We start from the raw sequence: 15,087 nt of genomic DNA on the forward strand, positions 1-15,087 counted from the left end.
CACAATGCAGACTTGTCCATACGACTATCGTTCTTCCCGCAATTCCAATACTTCACCGCGTGTTCAACGACACGACACCGACATGCCCCAAGGATTCATGTCATCGTCAGCACCGCTTCAATCCGGGCGCATATAGTGCCTCATGTCCAAAACAGACAGCAAAGAATTCAGAAAGACTGATAGGTATGTTTTCACTGCGTAAGGCGCTGACCCTCCCCATAGCCGCAATACTCACGTTGTCCATGACGGCGTGCGGCACATCCTCATCGTCCACGGCATCGTCCGGCAAATCTGCACCAATCAATCAGCAGTCTGCCAAGGCGACTTCTCTCAAGGATTTCGGGACGCTGGACGATCTAGTCAAAGCCGCTGAAAAGGAAGGCGCGCTCAACGTCATCGCCCTGCCGCACGACTGGTCCGATTACGGTGAGGTCATCGCGACATTCAAGAAGAAGTATCCGAAAATCAAAGTCACCGAGCTCAACCCAAACGCATCATCCAAGGAGGAAATCGACGCCGGTAAAACCAACAAGGGCACCGACGCAGCCCCCGACGTCTATGATTTAGGCCTTGCCGTCGCCTCCACCAACACCGACCGGTTCGCCCCTTACAAAGTGCAGGCGTGGGATGACATCCCCGATTCCGTCAAAGACGCCGACGGCAAGTATGTCGCCGATTACACCGGCATCATGTCCATCGGCTGGAACGCCGACAAATACGGTAATATCAGCTCGCTCAATGATCTGCTTGACTCCAAGTTCGCCGGAACCGTCGCCCTCAACGGTAAGCCAGCCGAAGCCGGTGCCGCATTCAACGGCTATCTCATGGCCAACCAACTGGCTGGCGGCACCATCAAGAACCTGCAACCCGGCCTTGATTTCTTCAAGAAACTCAAGCAGGCCGGCAACCTCACCACCGTGGATGTCACCGACGGCACCATCGATTCCGGCCAGACCGGCGTCGTCTTCGACTGGACCTACAACCAAGCCTCCTACCAGAGCAGTCTGAAGAAGAAGGGGGTCACATGGAAGTACAAGACTTTCAAGGACGCCCAAGTGGTCAGTTACTACAACCAAGCCATCAACGTGGATGCCCCGCATCCCGCCGCAGCCCGCCTGTGGGAAGAGTTCCTCTACACCGCCGAGGCGCAGAACCTGTGGCTCAAAGGCGGCGCCAATCCGGTACTGCTCGACGCGATGGAGAAGAACGGAACGGTAGATAAGACCGCGCTGAAATCCGCCACCACCATCGAGGGCGACCCTGTCACTTATACCAACACCGATTCCACCCGCATCACCACCTGGTTGCAGAACAACTGGGATTCGGCGATCGGCAACTGAAACACTGCAGTGTCGCGACACTGACCGGCGGACCCGACAGGCTGGAGCATTCCCCCGACGGCGTACACCGCAACGGTGAAGCGACACCGATTATTCACGAAAGCGCATGTCCTTCTATGACTGCAACAATGTATCAGGAATCCCCCGCCGTCGCCGGCATGTCACACGTGCCAGCGGCAGCGGGGCCTTCCGCGTCTTCACAACCGTCCATTACCGCCCGGCATCGCAAACAGCTAGGCACGTTCGCGGTGTCGATGCCCTTCTTCGCATATACCGCGTGCTTTCTCCTCGCGCCGACACTAATCGTAATCTTCGGTGCGTTTCAATCATCTCAAGGCGGATTCACCATCACGAACTTCCGTAAACTCGTCGAGCCAAACACCATTTCCGCATTCGCAACCTCACTGCTCGTATCATTCACATCCGCACTGATTGGAGCCATCGTGGGGGCGGCGGCCGCATATGCGCTGACTATCGGCACGCAACCGAACGGCATGCTCAGACGGGTGATCTCAGCCATGTCCTCGGTGCTCGCCCAATTCGGCGGTGTCATGCTCGCCTTCGCCTTCATCGCCACCATAGGCATCAACGGCGTAGGCACCATGCTGATCCGCCAACTGACCGGCCAAACCGTCAACCCAAATTGGCTGAGCTCTTTACCCGGCCTGGTCACCGTGTACAGCTATTTCCAAATCCCGTTGATGATCATTATCTTCCTGCCCGCAGTCGACTCGATCCGCCCACAATGGCGGGAAGCCACAGAAAATCTTGGCGGCACCACGTGGCAATACTGGACGAAAATCGCCGGCCCGATGCTCCTGCCCCGATTCATTTCGGCGCTGCTGTTGCTGTTCGCCAACGCATTCTCCGCATACGCGACCGCGGCCGCACTGTTCTCCCAGCGATCAATCCTCGTTCCATTGATGATCCAAGGAGCCATGCGCAACGAAATGGACCCGAACCAGCAGGGATTCGCCCAAGTGCTTGCGTTCGCGATGATCGTCATCGTCGCCATCGTCATGCTGCTGAGCCATGCCTTGGAAAAGAGGGCCGGACGATGGCAGTAAACACAACATCCGCATCGCACACTCCACGAGCGGCCACCAGACAGGCAGGCGCTCCGCCGCAGCTGCGAGCCATCCGAGTGCATCAACAGCGCATCATCAAAACGGTCATCCTCACCGTCACGTCGCTGTTCCTCGGCATCCCGCCGCTATCCATGCTGATCTTCACCCTGCGGCATCCCTTATCCGGCCGATGGAGCCTTGACCCGTGGAAAGCGATCTTCACCGCAGACGGCAGCGCACTGGGCGCCGACCTTTCGACCCTATGGTCCGGACTGGGGATATCACTCGGCTTATGCATGGCGACAGTCGTCATCATGCTGCTGCTCCTCGTACCGGTCATGGTGATCGCCCATATCCGTTCGAAGCGTTTGGAACGCATCATCGAATGGGTGGCCACACTCCCCCTGACCATCCCCGCCATCGTGCTCGTCGTAGGACTTGGACCAATCTACCGTTGGCTGTCTACAGACGTGCTGAGCAGCAACCCGATATGGCTGTGCTTCGCCTACGCAATACTCGTGATGCCTTACGCATTCCGGGCTTTGACAGTCGGACTCAACTCCATTGACGTACTGACACTATGCGAAACGGCACGATCGCTGGGCGCCTCATGGGCACGCGTATTCTTCCGCGTGCTTCTGCCCAACCTGTGGCAATCCATGCTCTCGGCATCATTCATATCCATTTCCGTCGTACTTGGCGAATACACAGTCGCATCCCTTCTGGGACGCATGAACCTGCAGGTCGCCCTCTACCAGCTAGGACAATCGAATTCGCAGATCTCCACCGCCATGTCCCTGCTCGCCCTGCTCTTCGGCGTCCTGCTCCTCGTGTCCATCGATCTCATCTCCGGCGCAATGCGCCGCTCCAAGGAGAATAACCAACCATGCCTCTGACACAACATCACGTCGTACCATCCGAGACCCCCATGCAGAACAACACCGCATCCGTCAGCAAACAGAGCGTCACTCAAGCCGCCCAAGCGGTACTCGCCGAATCCGCTGAACGCGGCGGCGGTGTCCAGATGTTTGGCATCGATAAAATCTACGCAGGATCCACCACCAAAGCCTTGGATAACTTCAACCTTGAAATCAAGCCGGGTGAGATGGTCGTACTGCTCGGCGGATCAGGATGCGGAAAATCAACCGCATTACGCTCGCTCGCAGGGCTCGAAGACATCCAGCACGGCCGCATTCTTGTCGGTGGACAGGATATGACATCAGTCCCGGCGAACAAACGCGGCATGGCCATGGTGTTCCAAGCCTATTCATTGTTCCCGCATATGAGCGCGCTTGAGAATGTCGAATTCGGTTTGGAAATCCGCGGCATCGGCAGAGCGGAACGTAAACGCGTAGCCATGGAAAAACTCGAACTCGTCGGCCTGTCCGATCAGGCTGGCAAGTACACCCAGCAGATGTCCGGCGGGCAGCAACAGCGCGTAGCACTCGCCCGAGCACTGGCCATCAATCCACGCGTACTCCTGCTCGATGAACCGCTGTCGGCACTTGACGCGAAAGTACGTGTGCAGTTACGCGATGAAATACGACGTATCCAGCTCGAGGCCGGCACAACGACCGTATTCGTCACCCACGACCAAGAGGAGGCACTTGCCGTCGCCGATCGCATTGGAGTGATGCACCATGGTCGTATCGAGCAAATCGCCGACCCGACCACCCTGTATCGTCGTCCCACGACTGAATATGTGGCGACGTTCATCGGTTTGAGCAACAAAATCCCCGGGTCGTCGAACGGCACCGAGGCCGAGGTATTCGGCCATCGTGTCCCGTTGCTTGATGGTTCGGCCAGCGGTGCGGCGGTGAACGTGCTCGTCAGACCGGAGAACATCATCCTGCGAGCACAAGCGAGCGATACGCCAGGCGCCAGGGCGCACGTCATGATGATTCATTTCCTGGGTTCTTTGGTTCGCGTGGACACCATAGTGGACCACAGCGGCATTCCTGTCACCGTCCAGATGCCGGCGAGCGAACTGCCCACAGGTCTGCGCAACGGCTCTGTCGTGACACTGGAACCTCTTCCCATTCCCGCTCTCGCCGCCTAGACGCGTGCCGTGCCCGACGTGGCGCTTGATGCGCCCGACTGGCACGGCATTATTGTTTTCGCTGGACGGAAACCCACATCGCATCCCCGCACGCAACCGGCTCACAAACGCAAATCCCGACACATCACGCAAACACGACCAAAACAGTCGCACTATCGCGGCGTAGAATGGGAATGACGCGAAATGCCTACGTACTCAAGGGTAATCAAGGAGGAAGTATGAGCGAGACAACCTTTCGCAGGTTCGATCCATGGCGTCCTGCGCCGGTGAAGGAAGAAGCACGACACCAGGTCATGCACAGCCACTATTTCAACGTGGATCAGGTATCGTTCGACTCTTCGCAGGTCGGCCACTTCGAGCGCTTCATCGTCGAAGAGAACAACGGGGATACGGTCGGCATCATCGGTTTGACCGACGACGGGCGTATCCCCTTGGTTGAACAGTACCGCCTGCCTACTCACCGCTGGACACTGGAAATCCCCGCCGGGCATGCGCTCGATTCCAACGAACGCCCCCATGAGGTTGCCGTCCGCAAGCTGAAGGAGGAGGCTGGCTACGAGGCCAAAGAGCTGGTCCAAGTCGCCCGCTTCATCAACACCCCGAGCTTCTCGACGCAGCATACCGCGATTTTCTTCGCAAGCGGCCTGACCCCGGTCGAACGCGGTGAGCTCGGTCCGGAGACCCCTCGCCCTGACGTGCGGCTGGTGACGCCGGAAGAAGCCTCCGACATGATCACCAACGCCACCATCGTGGACGCCAAAACCATCATCGCCATCATGCGTCTGCGCGAACACTTGGAAGCCGAGCAGGCTGAGCAGTCAGGCGCGCATCCACGGCTCATCCAGCGTATCGCCAAAGCACGTTCCGACCGCCGGACCAAGTAACGTTCCCCTGACACGGCCCGCCTCACCGCGTACACGCCACCCGGGCCGGCAACAACAAGGAGGGGCTTGCAACCATCAAGTTGCAAGCCCCTCCTTGTTGTATGAGATTCACGCTGAAAGCGCTATCTCAACCCAACGTCAGTCGCAAGCGCCAACCGTGTGCACGTAGATGGAATCCGTGCTGCCCGGACGATGCTCGCCCTGCGCGGAGCTGAGCACGACGATGCGGTCGCCATCGGCAACCTTGCCCGCGTCGCGCAGCACCTTGTCGGTGAACACCATGAGATCGCTACGGTTCTTGTCGTGGTAGTCCTCATCAAGCAGGAACGCTTCGGTGCCCCAGCTCAGAGCCAGCCAATGGTAGGTGTGCTCGTTGGTGGTCAGGCCGTAAATCGGGGCGGCCGGACGCTCGCGGGACACGCGGTGCACGGTGTTGCCGGTCTGCGTGTAAGCGACGATGGCCTTCGCGTTGACCTTCTCCGCCAAATCAACTGCGGCGGAAGAGACGGCGCCGCTATTGGACATATCCAGGTTCTTCAGCGCCGGGATGCGGTCGAAACCGTGTTCGGTGGCATAGCCGGAGATGCGGGACATGGTCTTGACGGTCTCGGTCGGGTATTCGCCGACAGCGGTCTCGTTGGAGGTCATGGTCGCGTCGGCGCCGTCAAGCACCGCGTTCGCGCAGTCGGAAGCCTCAGCGCGGGACGGAACCGGGGAATGGACCATGGAGCCGAGCACCTCAGTGGCCACGATGACCGGCTTCGCATACTGGCGAGCCAGCTCGATGCAGCGCTTGGTGACCAGCGGGACCTCTTCGAACGGCATTTCGACAGCCATATCGCCACGGGCGACCATGATGCCGTCGAAGGTCTTGACGATCTCTTCGAGGTTCTCCACAGCCTGCGGCTTCTCGATCTTCGCGACGATCGGGATGCGACGGCCTTCCTCGTCCATAATCTCGTGGGCGCGATCGATATCGGTCGCGAAACGCACGAAGGACATGGCGATGATGTCAGCGCCGGTGCGGATGGCCCAGCGCAGATCAGCCTCATCCTTCTCGGTCAGTGCCGGCAGCGACACGGCGACGCCCGGAAGGTTGATGCCCTTGTGGCTGGACACCGGCCCCGCCACGACAACCTTGGTGTGCACGTTGTTGCCTTCGACCTTGGTGACCTCGAGGCGGACCTTGCCGTCATCGATGAGAATCGGATCGCCAGGATGGCAATCGCCGGGCAGACCCTTGAAGGTGGTGGAGGTGATGTGCTCGTCGCCTTCGATGTCATCAGTGGTGATGATGAACTCCTGGCCTTCGGTCAGCTGGACCTTGTCTTCGCCTTCGGCGTTCTTCTTGAACCAACCGCAACGAATCTTCGGGCCCTGCAGGTCGACCAGCGCCGCGACGTTGCGACCAGTCGCCTTGGAGGCCGCACGCACGTTGTTGTAGACCTTGAGGTGATCCTCAGGAGTGCCGTGGGAGCGGTTGAGACGCGCGACGTCCATACCGGCTTCGACGAGCTTGGTGATGCCTTCGAGGGACTCGGTGGCTGGACCGATCGTGTCGACGATCTTTGCTTTACGCATGAATACCTGCCTCTATTTCAACTTGTTTTCTATCGAACAGGTGAAAATCCTGTTTCCATGGGATAGTCTACTCGTTTCGACTGGCGTGCGCCAACGATTTCGACCATTGTGTTGTGAGCGCTCACACTGGCTTCATTCCATATTCACCAGCCATCCACCGGCACGCTACCGCAGGGCAACCCGTCTACCCGCCGGCACCTATTCGCGAGTGTCGCGGCACGATCATGCTTCGTCACCGCCGGCAGACTGGAGCTGTTCCCGCCGCTCCTCCTGCTTCATTTTGAGTACGCTGGCAAGCGCCGAACCACCCAGAGCGCAGACAATGACCACAAGAGACAGCCATGTCGGCACTTCAGGCACCCATGCCACCGGTTGGCCACCGTTGATGAACGGCAACGAATTGCCGGACAGGGCTTCCATCACCAGTTTGACGCCGATGAACCCGAGCACGATGGACAGGCCCACAGGAAGATACACCAGCTGGTCAAGCAGTTTGCCCAGCAGGAAGTACAACTGCTGCAGGCCCAGCAAGGCGAACACATTCGAGGTGAACACGATGAACGGATCCTTGGTCAAGCCGAAAATCGCAGGAATCGAATCGAACGCGAACATGACATCGGTGGTGCCGATGGTCAGGAACACGATGAGCATCGGCGTCCAGAACCGTTGCCCGTTCTTGACCGTCCGCAGCTTCTCTCCATCGTATTCGTCAGTGATGTTCATCACTTTGCGCAGCGCACGGATAAGACCGTTTTCGTGATATTCTTCATCGTCGTCATGGCCGGTGACCAATTTGAGCGCGGTGACAATCAGGAACGCGCCGAACAGGAAGAACACCCAAGTGAACCGCTGGATGATTGCCGCGCCAACCAGGATGAAGATGCCACGCAACACCAGCGCGACCGTGATACCCACGCTGAGCACGTATTTTTGCAGCTCTTTCGGTACGGCGAAATTCGACATGATGATGACGAATACGAAGAGATTGTCAATGCTCAGCGAATATTCAGTCATCCAGCCCGAATAAAATTCGACGGCCGGTTTCGACCCGGCTACCGCCCAGATGATACCGCCGAAAATCAGCGCCGCAACTACAAAGAACGCGATATGCTGCACGCATTCCTTGGTCGATGGCACATGTGGCTTGCGCCCGATGATGAAAAGGTCAACGACGACGAATACAGCGAGAACCGCGAAGGTCGCGATCATGAATGCTACCGGTGTTTCTGCCATGTTCCCCAGCATAGAAAGAGCGTGTGACTCACGGCAACGGCAACATAACGACAGGCCTACTACACCGCCGCATCCGATATCATCGTTGCGCCTCGGTCATCTGTCGCAGCTCTTTCTTCAAATCCCGGATTTCATCGCGCAGACGCGCCGCCAGCTCGAACTGGAGCTGTTCGGCGGCGGTGTGCATCTGCTCGCTCATCTGACGGATGAGGTCGGCCAAATCCTGCGCCGGGAGTCCCGCTTTGAGAATCTCCTCATGGCGCTTCTCGATTTCCTCCTCGCCGACACTGGGCACTCCCAGATGAGCATTGCCGGCCTTCCCCGCATTCCGGTAGCCTCCCGCAAGCAAGGTCTGCGTGTCGACATCCTCCTTGGCGATCATGTCATTGACATCACTGATTTTCTTGATCAACGGCTTGGGGTCGATATGGTGCTCCTTGTTGTAGGCGATCTGCTTGGCCCGCCGCCGTTCAGTCTCGGTGATCGCTTTGTTCATGGCATCGGTGACCTCATCGGCATACATGATGACGGTTCCGGACACGTTACGTGCCGCTCGACCGATGGTCTGGATCAGTGAACGGTAGGAGCGCAGGAATCCTTCCTTGTCGGCATCCAAAATCGCCACAAGCGAAACCTCAGGCAGATCAAGGCCTTCCCTGAGCAGATTGATGCCGACAATCACGTCGATTTTGCCTTCACGCAGCTCACGGAGCAGTTCGACACGCCTTAACGTGTCAACATCGGAATGCAGGTATTCAACCTTGATGCCCTTGTCAAGCAGGTAGTCGGTCAGATCCTCCGCCATCTTTTTGGTGAGGGTGGTCACGAGCGCACGCTCGTTCTTCGCGACGCGATCCTTGATTTCCGCGAACAGGTCGTCGATTTGCCCTTCGACCGGCCTGACCTCAATCTTCGGATCCAACAGGCCAGTCGGCCGGATGATCTGCTCCACAACACCGTCAGACAAGCCAAGCTCGTAATCGCCTGGCGTCGCCGACAGGTAGACGGTTTGTCCGACACGCTGAAGGAACTCGTCCCATTTGAGCGGACGATTATCCATCGCCGACGGCAGGCGGAAACCATGCTCGACCAGCGTGCGCTTGCGGCTGGCATCGCCTTCATACATGGCACCGATTTGCGGGACGGTGACATGGGACTCATCGATGACCAGCAGGAAGTCGTCAGGGAAGAAATCCAGCAGTGTATGCGGTGGCGTGCCCGGCTCTCGGCCGTCAAAATGTCGCGAATAATTCTCCACGCCCGCACATGTCCCCACCTGGGTGAGCATTTCCAGATCATACGTGGTACGCATAGTCAGACGCTGCGCTTCCAGCTCTTTGCCTTGTTTGCGTAGTTCGGCGACACGGTGGTCGAGCTCTTCTTTGATGGTGCCGAGCGCACGTTCCATACGTTCCGGACCTGCGACATAGTGGGAAGCCGGGAAGATATGCACTTGGCTGACATGGTCGATGACATCGCCGGTGATGGGATGCAAGGTCGAGATGCGGTCGATTTCATCACCGAAGAATTCAATGCGGATGGCAAGCTCCTCATAGACGGGGATGATTTCCACGGTATCGCCGCGCACACGGAACGTACCGCGCGTGAACGCGATATCGTTGCGCTTGTACTGCATGTCAACGAACTTACGCAACAGTGAATCCCGGTCGATCTGCTGGCCTTCCTTGAGGAACAGCATACGGCCGGCGTATTCTTCAGGCGTACCCAAGCCGTAGATGCACGAGACCGTGGCAACAACCACACAATCGCGCCGTGTCAGCAGATTCGCGGTTGCGGCGTGACGCAGACGCTCGACATCATCATTGATATTCGAGTCTTTTTCGATATAGGTGTCCGTTTGGGGGATATACGCTTCAGGCTGGTAATAGTCGTAGTACGACACGAAATAGCTCACCGCGTTGTCGGGCATGAGCTCGCGGAATTCCGCACACAGCTGGGCGGCCAATGTTTTATTGGGTTCAAGGATCAGGGTCGGCCGCTGAAGCTTCTCGATCAGCCATGCGACCGTCGCGGTTTTACCGGTACCGGTCGCGCCCATAAGCACGACATCATTCTCGCCATCGTTGATGCGTTCCGCGAGCTCCTCTATGGCCTGCGGTTGGTCGCCGGACGGCTGGTATGGCGCTTTGACGACAAACGGCTTATCTGTTCGTTCGATGGAAATGCTCACAGCCATTCCTTTCACAGCCTCAACATGGACGCGTACAGGGTGCCTCTGCAACCTCACACGCAACGCGGGATGCGGCGGCTTTTGTCATCACCAGCGTATCAATGCTTTCGTACTTATGTTCGATGCTCGTCCCACAGCGCATGTCAGGCATCATGGCGTGCCTGCGCCGACCACTGCGCGTACAGTCGGTCGACGCGGGCGAGCATCGATGCGCGATCCGTATCGGAATCCACAACAATGTCGGCGATGGCTAGGCGCGCCGCCTGGGGGCTTTGGCTGTCAATCCGCGCTTTCGCTTGCGTACCGCTCATTCCCCGCGTACGTATCATCCGTTCGATACGTACCTGCTGAGGCGCTTCCACGGTCACGACATGGTCGAACGTGAACGGAACATCGTCGATGACGTCCGCCAGCAGCGGGATGTCGTGAACAATCACCGCAGTGTCGTCTTGGGATGCGGCTTCGGCATCAGCTTGCTGGGCTTTCGCGTAAATCAGCGGGTGCTCGATGGCATCGAGCCGCTCCAACGCCTGCCGGTCAGGGCCACTGAACACGCGCTGCGCGAGCCAAGCTCGGTTGAGCCGACCAGCGGCGTCCACCGCGCTTGGGCCGAATGCTTCCACGATGCGAGGGAGCGCTTCTCCCCCGGGTTCGACAATCTGCCGGGCGAGAACATCATAGTCGATGATTGTGGCGCCGAGTTCTCGCAATCGGCTTGCGACCGTGCTTTTACCGGCAGCAATGCCGCCGGTCAGTCCGATTCGTATCACCATACCGCTTATCGTAGTCGAATCGGCACACTGCGGACATATGAATGGCCCCCGGCACTGTACGTGTCGGGGGCCATCGAGGATTCAGTCAGTTATGACCGAATTGCTCACTTCTTTTCCTTGAGCAGCTGCTCACGCAGGGCGGCAAGCTGATCGGAGTCGGCAAGCGTGCCTTCAGAGGCATTGTTCGAGGAGTAGTTGGAGGTCTCCTGGACCTTTTCCTCGCGAGGGGCCTGGCCATCCTCGGCTGCGGAAGCCGCGGCGTTCTCCAGTTCCTTGGCTGCGAAAGCCTTGTGCTCTTCCCACAGGTCGTGGGCGGCGGCGTACTGGGCTTCCCATTCCTCGCGCTGCTTCTCGTAACCGGCGATCCACTCGTTGGTATTCGGGTCGAAGCCTTCCGGATACTTGTAGTTGCCGTCCTCGTCGTACTCGGCCGGCATGCCGTACAGCGCCGGATCGAAATCTTCGGAGTTCGGGTCGACGGAATCGTTGGCCTGCTTGAGGGACAGGGAGATACGGCGACGATCGAGATCGACGTCGATGACCTTGACGAACACGGTCTCGCCCTGCTTGACCACGGTCTCCGGGTTCTCGACATGGCGGTTGGCCAGCTCGGAGATGTGCACGAGGCCTTCGATGCCGTCCTCGACGGACACGAACACGCCGAACTGCACGATCTTGGTGACCTTGCCCTTGACGATCTGGCCGGGAACGTGGGTGCGAGCGAAGCGCTGCCACGGATCTTCCTGAGTAGCCTTGAGGGACAGCGAGATGCGCTCACGGTCCATATCGACATCCAGCACCTCGACGGTGACCTTCTGGCCGACCTTGACGACCTCGGACGGGTGGTCGATGTGCTTCCAAGACAGCTCGGACACGTGGATCAGGCCGTCAACACCGCCCAGATCGACGAACGCGCCGAAGTTGACGATGGAGGACACCACGCCTTCACGGATCTGGCCCTTCTTGAGCTGGGACAGGAAGGTCTCACGGACCTCGGACTGGGTCTCCTCGAGGTACTGGCGGCGGGACAGCACCACGTTGTTGCGGTTCTTGTCGAGCTCCAGGATCTTGGCCTTGATCTTCTGACCGATGTACGGGGACAGGTCGCGGACGCGGCGCATCTCGACGAGCGAAGCCGGCAGGAAGCCACGCAGGCCGATGTCGACGATGAGGCCGCCCTTGACGGCTTCGATGACGGTGCCTTCGACAACGCCATCGGCTTCCTTGATCTTCTCGATATCGCCCCAAGCGCGCTCATACTGGGCACGCTTCTTGGACAGGATAAGACGGCCTTCCTTGTCTTCCTTGGTTACGACAAGGGCCTCGATGGTGTCGCCGACTTCGACGACATCGTCGGGATCGACGTCCTTCTTGATGGAAAGTTCGCGGGAGGGGATGACACCCTCGGTCTTGTAGCCGATGTCGAGGAGAACCTCGTCACGGTCGACCTTGACGACCGTACCCTCGACCAGATCACCATCATCGAAGTTCTTGATGGTGGAATCGACTGCCTTGATGAAGTCCTCTTCGGTGCCGATGTCGTTGATCGCGACCTTGGTGACTTCCGTATTGTTATCTGCCATTAAAATAGTGGTTTCTGTTAACTAGTAGATGGATAAAATCGTTCTTCAGTTATCAGGCGTGCCCTTGCGGACACACCTGTCCCCAGCGTACCGTGCGCCATGCACAAAAGCCATCCGCGAACACTCAGCGTGTCGCATGTGGGTCGAGTGGCGCATCCGCCGCACGATAGGCGTCTATATTCGCGTTCACCCGCGTGCCGAACGCTCGGCGATTTCGACGACATTGGACAGCAGCATGGCGCGTGTCATCGGACCGACCCCGCCGGGATTCGGCGTATAGGCGCCCGCCTTCTCATAGCAGGCCTTGTCGATATCCCCCTTGATGCGATATCTGCCTGCCTGTTCGTCCCACACGCGCGATACTCCGACATCGACGAGGACAGCCCCATCCTTGATATCCTCGGGCTTGACGAATCCGGCCGAACCCATCGCCGCGACAATCACATCGGCGCGACGCATATGCTCACGCACGTTACGCGTACCGGTATGGCACAACGTGACTGTGGCGTTGACCTCACGACGGGTCAGCAACAGTCCGATGGTGCGTCCGATGGTGATGCCCCGGCCCAGCACACAAACCTCTTTCCCGTTCAAATCGATGCCGTAATGGTCCAGCAGCGCCAGAACACCGCGAGGAGTGCACGGCAGCGGCGTGCCGATCGTGCCGGAGGTATGCAGCACCAGCTCCCCGAGATTATACGGGTGCATCCCATCGACATCCTTGCCCGGGTCGATTCTCGCGATCGCGGACATCTCGTCGACGCCGGCGGGCAGTGGCAGCTGGACGATGAATCCCGTGCATGAGGGGTCGGCGTTCAATTCGTCGATGGCCTGCCCGATCTGCTTTTCGGTCGCGTCCGCCGGCAAATCCTTGCGGATTGACGTAATGCCCACTTGCGCACAATCGGCATGCTTGCCGGCGACATATTTCATGGACCCCGGATCGTTGCCGACCAGCAGGGTGCCTAAGCCAGGCTGGATACCTTGCTGCCGCAGTGCGCCCACACGTCGTGCAAGATCTTCCTTGACTTGCGCCGCCACGCTTTTGCCATCCAATATGATGGGCATGTCCGCCTCCTGACCATAGGGGTTCCAGTTTGTACATTCGCGCCCGTCTCCCCCTGAGCACCAGAAGACGGCTCACTTCGTTTTCTGTATCGTAGGCTATCGTGGAGCCAGACGTGGCATGCGTTCCGGCATGCGGAGTCCATTGATTGAGAATCAGACGAAGGTGACAGTATGAAGGCAGGCAAGCTCGTCGGACGAGTCATCGCAGGCATCGCGGCATGCGCTGCGATTGCGCTGGTTATACCGTTGTCCGCATGCGGATTCCCCCACCGCACTCCCACCCCTTCCGCCTCCACTTCTGCGGCCGCACCCGCCAAGGGGCCGATCAACGTGGTCGCCTCCGTCAACCAGTGGGGTGTTTTGGCTGAACAAATCGGCGGAACCGATGTCAACGTCACCACGATCCTCAGCTCCACCGCCGTCGACGCCCACGATTTCGAACCCAAGACCTCGGATATCGCCGCCATCCAAAAGGCGCAAGTCGTCGTGACCAACGGTGCCGGATATGACACGTGGGCCACCAAGAGCCTGGCCAAAGGCACCATCAACGTCTCGGCCGCAGCGACCGTGGGCGCCATCAACGGGGACAATCCCCATCTGTGGTTCTCCAAGGACGCCCGCAATGCGATGGCGACCGAGCTTGCCGACGTGTTCTCCAAGGCGCTTCCCGCGAAGAAGAAAAGCTTCGACAAGCATCTCAAGGCATGGCGCCAGCAGGAGGATGCACTCGAAGACGACATGGCCGCATTCGCCAAGCGGCACAAGAACACCCCGTACGCCGCGACTGAAGCGGTCGCCTACTATCTCATGTCCGACATGCAGTTCAAAGATGTCACGCCGGACGGGTATGCACAGGCGGTGGCATCGGGAGGGGAAGCCGCCCCCGCGGATTTACAGGCGTTCCAGCGGTTGCTGGACTCCGGCAACGTGCCCCTGCTGGTGAACAACCCACAGGAACATAGTGATTCCGCAGCCGCATTGACTAAGATGGCAGCCAAGAACAAGATCGCGGTCATCAACATCACCGAGCAGATGCCTTCCGACCAACGTTCACTGACCGGGTGGATCAGCTCACTGGTCAGCGACATCGCCGAAGCGGTGGACACCGACACTGATTCCGCTGCCGCATCGCCCTCACCCTCCTCATCGTCGTCGGCGAGCCCGTCCGATGACGCCTCGGCATCAGCCACGGACGCCGCAACGGCTTCCCCCTCCGCTTCATCCGACTGAATCTCGGCAGGAATCGGTTCAGCGCCAAGCATATCCGTCGAATCGTCTAAATGATAATGATTGTCAACACCATTGACG

General features: G+C 58.8%; 12 protein-coding genes. 6 read left to right on the forward strand and 6 right to left on the reverse strand.

Annotation, left to right across the window (positions count from 1 at the left end; genetic code table 11):
* The first annotated feature begins 185 nt into the window (after positions 1–185).
* The 5 genes from BBOU_RS01790 to BBOU_RS01810 all read left to right on the forward strand — a co-directional run bounded on the left by BBOU_RS01790 (position 186) and on the right by BBOU_RS01810 (position 5,350).
* The gene (locus BBOU_RS01790) at positions 186–1,340 is read left to right on the forward strand and encodes an ABC transporter substrate-binding protein (protein ID WP_026502505.1); all 1,155 of its coding nucleotides are present in this window, start codon (positions 186–188) and stop codon (positions 1,338–1,340) included.
* 116 nt (positions 1,341–1,456) lie between these two features.
* Positions 1,457–2,407 (forward strand): ABC transporter permease, encoded by a 951-nt coding sequence (locus tag BBOU_RS01795; RefSeq protein ID WP_026502506.1) that lies wholly within the window; start codon positions 1,457–1,459, stop codon positions 2,405–2,407.
* The gene (locus BBOU_RS01800; protein ID WP_026502507.1) at positions 2,398–3,303 is read left to right on the forward strand and encodes an ABC transporter permease subunit; all 906 of its coding nucleotides are present in this window, start codon (positions 2,398–2,400) and stop codon (positions 3,301–3,303) included. Before BBOU_RS01795 ends, BBOU_RS01800 begins: the two co-directional genes overlap by 10 nt.
* 32 nt (positions 3,304–3,335) lie before the next feature.
* Positions 3,336–4,466: an ABC transporter ATP-binding protein gene (locus tag BBOU_RS01805; protein WP_051616661.1), complete on the forward strand. Its 1,131-nt coding sequence runs from the start codon at positions 3,336–3,338 to the stop codon at positions 4,464–4,466.
* Between the two features lie 218 nt (positions 4,467–4,684).
* On the forward strand, positions 4,685–5,350 hold the full coding sequence (locus BBOU_RS01810; RefSeq protein WP_033490037.1) for an NUDIX domain-containing protein: 666 nt from the start codon (positions 4,685–4,687) through the stop codon (positions 5,348–5,350).
* Positions 5,351–5,488: 138 nt separating this feature from the next.
* On the opposite strand, the gene pyk is transcribed toward BBOU_RS01810, so the two are convergent.
* The 6 genes from pyk to BBOU_RS01840 form a co-directional block, all read right to left on the reverse strand.
* Positions 5,489–6,931 carry a pyruvate kinase gene (pyk, locus tag BBOU_RS01815; protein ID WP_026502509.1) on the reverse strand — a complete coding sequence of 481 codons (1,443 nt, stop codon included), beginning with the start codon at positions 6,929–6,931 and terminating at the stop codon, positions 5,489–5,491.
* 222 nt (positions 6,932–7,153) lie between these two features.
* Positions 7,154–8,164 (reverse strand): TerC family protein, encoded by a 1,011-nt coding sequence (locus BBOU_RS01820; RefSeq protein WP_026502510.1) that lies wholly within the window; start codon positions 8,162–8,164, stop codon positions 7,154–7,156.
* Between the two features lie 79 nt (positions 8,165–8,243).
* A complete protein-coding gene (gene uvrB / locus BBOU_RS01825) occupies positions 8,244–10,355 on the reverse strand; it encodes an excinuclease ABC subunit UvrB (RefSeq protein ID WP_026502511.1) in 2,112 nt (703 codons plus the stop codon).
* Positions 10,356–10,498: 143 nt separating this feature from the next.
* A complete protein-coding gene (gene coaE / locus BBOU_RS01830; protein WP_051616629.1) occupies positions 10,499–11,128 on the reverse strand; it encodes a dephospho-CoA kinase in 630 nt (209 codons plus the stop codon).
* Positions 11,129–11,232: 104 nt separating this feature from the next.
* Entirely contained in the window at positions 11,233–12,711 is a 1,479-nt protein-coding gene (gene rpsA / locus BBOU_RS01835) for a 30S ribosomal protein S1 (RefSeq protein WP_026502513.1), read from the reverse strand.
* A 186-nt stretch (positions 12,712–12,897) separates the two neighbouring features.
* The gene (locus BBOU_RS01840; protein ID WP_026502514.1) at positions 12,898–13,779 is read right to left on the reverse strand and encodes a bifunctional methylenetetrahydrofolate dehydrogenase/methenyltetrahydrofolate cyclohydrolase; all 882 of its coding nucleotides are present in this window, start codon (positions 13,777–13,779) and stop codon (positions 12,898–12,900) included.
* 171 nt (positions 13,780–13,950) lie between these two features.
* On the opposite strand from BBOU_RS01840, the gene BBOU_RS01845 reads away from it, so the two are divergent.
* Positions 13,951–15,009 carry a metal ABC transporter solute-binding protein, Zn/Mn family gene (locus BBOU_RS01845; protein WP_081815461.1) on the forward strand — a complete coding sequence of 353 codons (1,059 nt, stop codon included), beginning with the start codon at positions 13,951–13,953 and terminating at the stop codon, positions 15,007–15,009.
* Positions 15,010–15,087: the final 78 nt, after the last annotated feature.

The sequence above is a fragment of the Bifidobacterium boum genome (assembly GCF_000741535.1).
Classification (GTDB): domain Bacteria; phylum Actinomycetota; class Actinomycetes; order Actinomycetales; family Bifidobacteriaceae; genus Bifidobacterium; species Bifidobacterium boum.